This is a genomic window from Ancylomarina sp., from assembly GCF_041555295.1.
Classification (GTDB): domain Bacteria; phylum Bacteroidota; class Bacteroidia; order Bacteroidales; family Marinifilaceae; genus Ancylomarina.
This window is the reverse complement of record NZ_JBFFKR010000251.1, coordinates 1-5,078: the sequence shown is the minus strand read 5'-3', so window position 1 is coordinate 5,078 and position 5,078 is coordinate 1. Positions and strand designations below refer to the sequence as shown.

Here is a 5,078-nt window from a genome sequence, read left to right as displayed (position 1 = left end):
GAAATTAAAATTCTCCGCCTCGTTCGAGTTGATCTTTTTGTTATACGATTCCAAGGTTTAAGCGAACTCTTCATGAATGGACTGGCCCTAAAGCCCGATCGTATTCATATTCTTACTCAAGGTTCGTCTGTTCGTAATCCTAAAATTGAACCCATCTATTTTAGTGATATTTTAAGTACATTTAATCGAGATGCGAACAGTGAACGTGTTGTATTCGAGACTAAAGATATTGAATTTAGATATAAAGAGAACGACCAGGGAGTTCATCAACATTCTTTCAAAGAAGAATCTGGAAAGATGGTTGGAATCATGGGCTCTAGTGGTGCAGGTAAAACGACACTGCTTAACATCCTCAATGGTTCATTAGCTCCACAAAAAGGTCAGGTTCTAATAAATGGTCGTGACATCTATCTCGAAAAAGATTCTATAGAAGGGATAATAGGTCATGTCTCACAAGATGATCTACTTATCGACTCATTAACTGTTTTTGAGAACCTTTACTTTAACGCTAAGCTTTGTTTCGATAAATATTCTTCTTTTCAGATTATTAGACTTGTTTACAAAGCATTGAACGACTTAGGTCTCTTCGAAGCTCGAAACTTAAAGGTTGGAACCCCTCTCGATAAAAAAATTAGTGGAGGGCAACGTAAACGACTAAATATAGCCCTAGAGTTAATTAGAGAACCTGCTGTTCTTTTTCTTGATGAACCGACGTCAGGCCTGTCATCCAGAGATTCCTCTAAAATAATGGATCTCCTAAAGAACTTAGCCCTAAAGGGTAAATTAATATTTGTCGTTGTTCACCAGCCTTCAAGTGAGACATTCAAAATGTTTGATCGCCTTATTTTTCTGGATTTGGGCGGCTATATGATTTACAATGGTAATCCACTAGATGCAATCACCTACTTTAAATCACAAACACAACAAGCGAACCGTAGTGGTAACGAATGTGAAGTTTGTGGTAATATTGATGCTGACCAGATTTTCAATATGGTTGAATCTGAAGTTCTCGATGAATATGGTATTCCAACTCAAATTCGAAAAGTAAGACCTGAACAGTGGGGTAAAAGATTTCAGGAAAGCAATATCTCTCAAAAAAACATTAAAGACGCGAAAGAACTACCTCAAATAAGTTTTAAAGTACCAAAACAACTTAAACAGTTTAACGTTTTTGTCAAGCGCGATCTTATTTCGAAATTAGCAAATCCACAGTATTTGCTTATAAATCTATTAGAAACACCACTTTTGGCATTCATCTTATCGTATATTATTAAATTCTATAATATAGATAAAGCCAATGAAGTAGGCTATACATTTAGCAATAACAGCAATATTCCTGTCTATCTTTTTATGGCTGTGATTATCGCTCTTTTTATTGGATTAACACTAAGTGCAGAGGAAATAATAAAAGACAGAAAAATATTAAAACGTGAACGTTTCCTTAATCTGAGTAGATCAAGTTACTACCTTTCAAAGGTTGTTATTCTATTCTCTGTATCTGCTTTTCAAGCTTTTATTTTCGTAATTATTGGTAATTATATACTCGAAATAAAAGACATGTATTTCACCTATTGGCTTGTTCTTTTTAGCACGTGGTGTTTTGCAAATATGCTCGGCTTAGTTATTTCAGACAGTTTCAAAACAGTCATAAATATCTATATTCTAATACCGTTCATATTAATTCCTCAATTAATATTGAGTGGCGTTATTGTGAAATTTGATAAAATAAACCCTAGCATCTCTCATCCTAACAAAATTCCATGGTATGGTGAGATCATAACAGCACGATGGGCTTACGAAGCTTTGGCAGTAGAACAGTTCACCGCAAATGAATACGAAAGTAATTTCTATTTATTTGATAAGATCATGAGCCAGGCTGATTATAAAAAGAATTACTGGTTGCCTATTTTAAAAAACAAACTTCACGATTGTGAAAAGGTTTTATTGAAAGGGCAAATTGATGATAAATATAAATCCAATTTGAAATTGATTTATAACGAGCTCAAGAGTCATTCTCTTCCTTTACGTTTTGAGAAGCTGGATCTTTTAGATAGAAAACCAACTAACATTGTTCTGTTAAAAGAACTCAAGAACTACCTTAACGATCTTAATCGTCATTATATCATGCTTTATAATGCTGCGAATAAGAAGAAAGATGAGAAATTACTTGCCTTACAAAGTCAGTTCCCTGATAAAGAAAGTTTCGTAAACATGAAAAAATCTTACGATAACGATAGACTTGCTGAGTTTGTTAAAAATAGCAATGACATAGAACGTATCGTAGAATACAACGATCGCTTACACCAAAGAATTGATCCTATATTTAGAGATGGTGAAAGTGCCTTCTTAAAGTCGCACTTTTATGCACCTCGAAAAAAGATATTTAATCGTGAATATGATACCTATTGGGTCAACTTAATTGTCATCTGGACAATGACTATCTCACTATATTTCATCTTGTATTTCGGATTATTTAAGCGCTTCTTAAATTCTCTTGAACGTCGAATAACAAAACTGATATAAATAAAAAATCCATTCTTAAAGAATGGATTTTTTTTATGCTTTAGGAAATGAAACGATTTAATCTTTAGCCAACTTTTTGATTAATAATTCAGCCTTCAATAATTCCTCGGGTTTTCCAAGGTCCATCCAAATTTCAGACTTATCATGATATCCAGCTATAGGATAATCTTTTGCCAGGCGCAAATACAAATCAATGATAGAGAATACACCTTCTTCTTTAATCAAAGCTAAAAGCTTATAATCGATAATATGAATGCCAGAAAAGCTATAGGCATTAGAATTAAGATGACTTTCATTCACAATCTTCACTTCGTTAGTAGCATCATTCTTCCAGGCACACAACAAACCTTCCTGATTAAAGCACAAATGTCTGTTGGTATTCTTATCTCTTAGATTCAAAGTCGCTAAAGCATGCTTGCTTTCATGAGCTACTAGAAGATCCTTTAGGTTTAATGAGCTTAAAATATCCACATTATAAATTAAAATGGGAGCATTGGGTAAGAAAAGAGACTTAGCCTTTTTAATTGCACCACCAGTATCCAACAAAAGCTCTCTCTCATCAGAAATCTGAATATCCATCCCAAAATTATCTTTCGAAACAAGAAAAGCTTCAATTTGATCAGCGTAATGATGAACGTTAATCACTATTCGATCTACACCAAAAGCTTTAAGCTTTAAAATACAATGTTCCAATAAAGGTTTTCCATTCAAGCTGACTAAGGCCTTTGGGCAATTCTTAGTATAGTGTTGCAGTCTGGTTCCAAGACCTGCTGCAAATATCATCGCATTAATCATGTTGTCTTTTTATTTCTTTAGCATCACAAAGCCTTTTCACATTCTTAGCTACGCGAGCACATTTATTACACACGTACTTACCTCCGCCTTTGCATAGCTTATCAGCATATTCAGTTTTCGATAATTTACAACGCTTCTTTCCCATTGCTATTAAGCTACAACGTTATCAAGTTCTTGATGTCTTAAATTGACTTCAACATCGTATTTCATATCGATATATTGAGCCATGAATTCTGCAGCATAAACCGATCGATGCTGACCACCGACACAGCCAAAATAGATTTCCAATTGTTTTTCTGATTTATCAATCGCAATATCGACGACAGCACAAACCGATTTGAGAAAAGCATGCATGCATGTTTCTTCTTTGAAAAATGTTGGAAGAAACTCAGAATTCATATGACTTTCTTCAAAACGAATATCACCAACAGGGTCATCGATTATACGACAATCGAAAACGAAACCATTAGGCTGAATCCCTCTTCGATATGAGAAACTTTGAATCAATACATTCAGTTTATTCTCTTTGCTTACGCCAACCGTTTTAAGAAATTCTGAATCACAAACTCTTTCAAGAGCAGTCGTTAATTCCGGAAGCGGTACTGAAAAATCTAAATGCTGTAAAACCTCTTTTAAATCACGTAAGGCATAAGGTATTGATTGCAAAAAGTGTTCTTTCTTTTCGTAGAAACCTCTAAAGCCAAAAGCGCCCATAGCCTGCATCATACGAATCAAAACAAAAGCATAATAATGCGATTTAAAGCCTTCAATATCGATATGATTATAATGACTCAACTCTTCCAAATAATAAGCTAAAAGCTCTTCACGTAAAGCTTCAGGAAAATCTGCTTTAGCATCGTATAAGAGCGAAGCTAAATCGTAAGGCAAAGCCCCTTTTCGTCCTCCTTGGTAATCGATAAACTTAGGTTCTCCATCCTTTAACATGACATTTCTCGATTGGAAATCCCTATAAAGGAAATAGTCCGCAGGAGCCTGCAATAAATAATCTGTAAATCTCAGATAATCATCCTCCAGCAATTGCTCATCGAATGGAATTTTTGCAAGCTTAAGAAAATAGTATTTAAAATAATTTAGATCCCACATCATAGATTGCTTATCAAAAGCAGCCCGTGGGTATGCAACTGAATAGTCTAAACCTTCATGACCTTCAATTTGAAATCGAACCAGTTCTTTAATCGTCTTTTTTAAAATCAGAATAAGTGAATCAGGAAAATGATCACCTTTTCGCTCCTTTTGGATATAATCGAAAAGCATGGTATCGCCAAAATCATCTTGCAAATAAATATCCTTAGATTCATCTACAGCTAAAATTTCAGCAACTGGTAGGCCTTTGGATTTAAAATGACGGCTAAAAGTTACAAATGCATTATTTTCCTTTTTATCGGTATTGTAAACACCCATCGCCGTTTTCTCTTCGCCAATAATACGAATGTATTCACGATATGATCCTGATTGTGGTATCAACTCAGTACTCACAAGCTGATCACCTGACCATTGTTCAAAGAGATTGATTATATTTTGTTTTGTAGTTTTCTTCATAAAGAATAAAAGTTTTTTGATCGAAGCGTATCTGACTAAAACATTTATTAAAAATGCTTTTCTGCTTTCACCAAAGTTAAACGTATCGCAAATTTATTGTGTAAATGTACACAAAGCGACCAAGATAGTAAAAACCGTTGAATTGCTCCATTGCCATTACATAATGCAAAGCTTCCACATTTAAAATATTTTCATTTGTG

At 34.2% G+C, this 5,078-nt stretch carries 3 protein-coding genes; 1 reads left to right on the top strand and 2 read right to left on the bottom strand.

The features are described from left to right. A partial coding sequence (locus ABY905_RS13920) for an ATP-binding cassette domain-containing protein (protein ID WP_372644903.1) occupies positions 1-2,523 on the top strand: 2,523 nt, incomplete at its 5' end. A gap of 57 nt (positions 2,524-2,580) precedes the next feature. Here the strand turns inward: ABY905_RS13920 and ABY905_RS13915 are convergent. Both ABY905_RS13915 and ABY905_RS13910 read right to left on the bottom strand, forming a co-directional pair. Then, positions 2,581-3,318, bottom strand: a complete 738-nt coding sequence (locus tag ABY905_RS13915; protein WP_372644901.1) for a nucleotidyltransferase family protein — start codon at positions 3,316-3,318, stop codon at positions 2,581-2,583. Positions 3,319-3,468: 150 nt separating this feature from the next. Beyond that, positions 3,469-4,878, bottom strand: coding sequence for a phosphotransferase (locus tag ABY905_RS13910; protein WP_372644899.1), 1,410 nt, complete (start codon positions 4,876-4,878; stop codon positions 3,469-3,471). Between the last annotated feature and the right edge of the window lie 200 nt (positions 4,879-5,078).

Bases quoted from the DNA above. Each gene is read 5' to 3' on its own strand.
- ABY905_RS13915 (WP_372644901.1), bottom strand. From the start codon at position 3,318: ATGATTAATGCGATGATATTTGCAGCAGGTCTTGGAACCAGACTGCAA.
- ABY905_RS13910 (WP_372644899.1), bottom strand. From the start codon at position 4,878: ATGAAGAAAACTACAAAACAAAATATAATCAATCTCTTTGAACAATGG.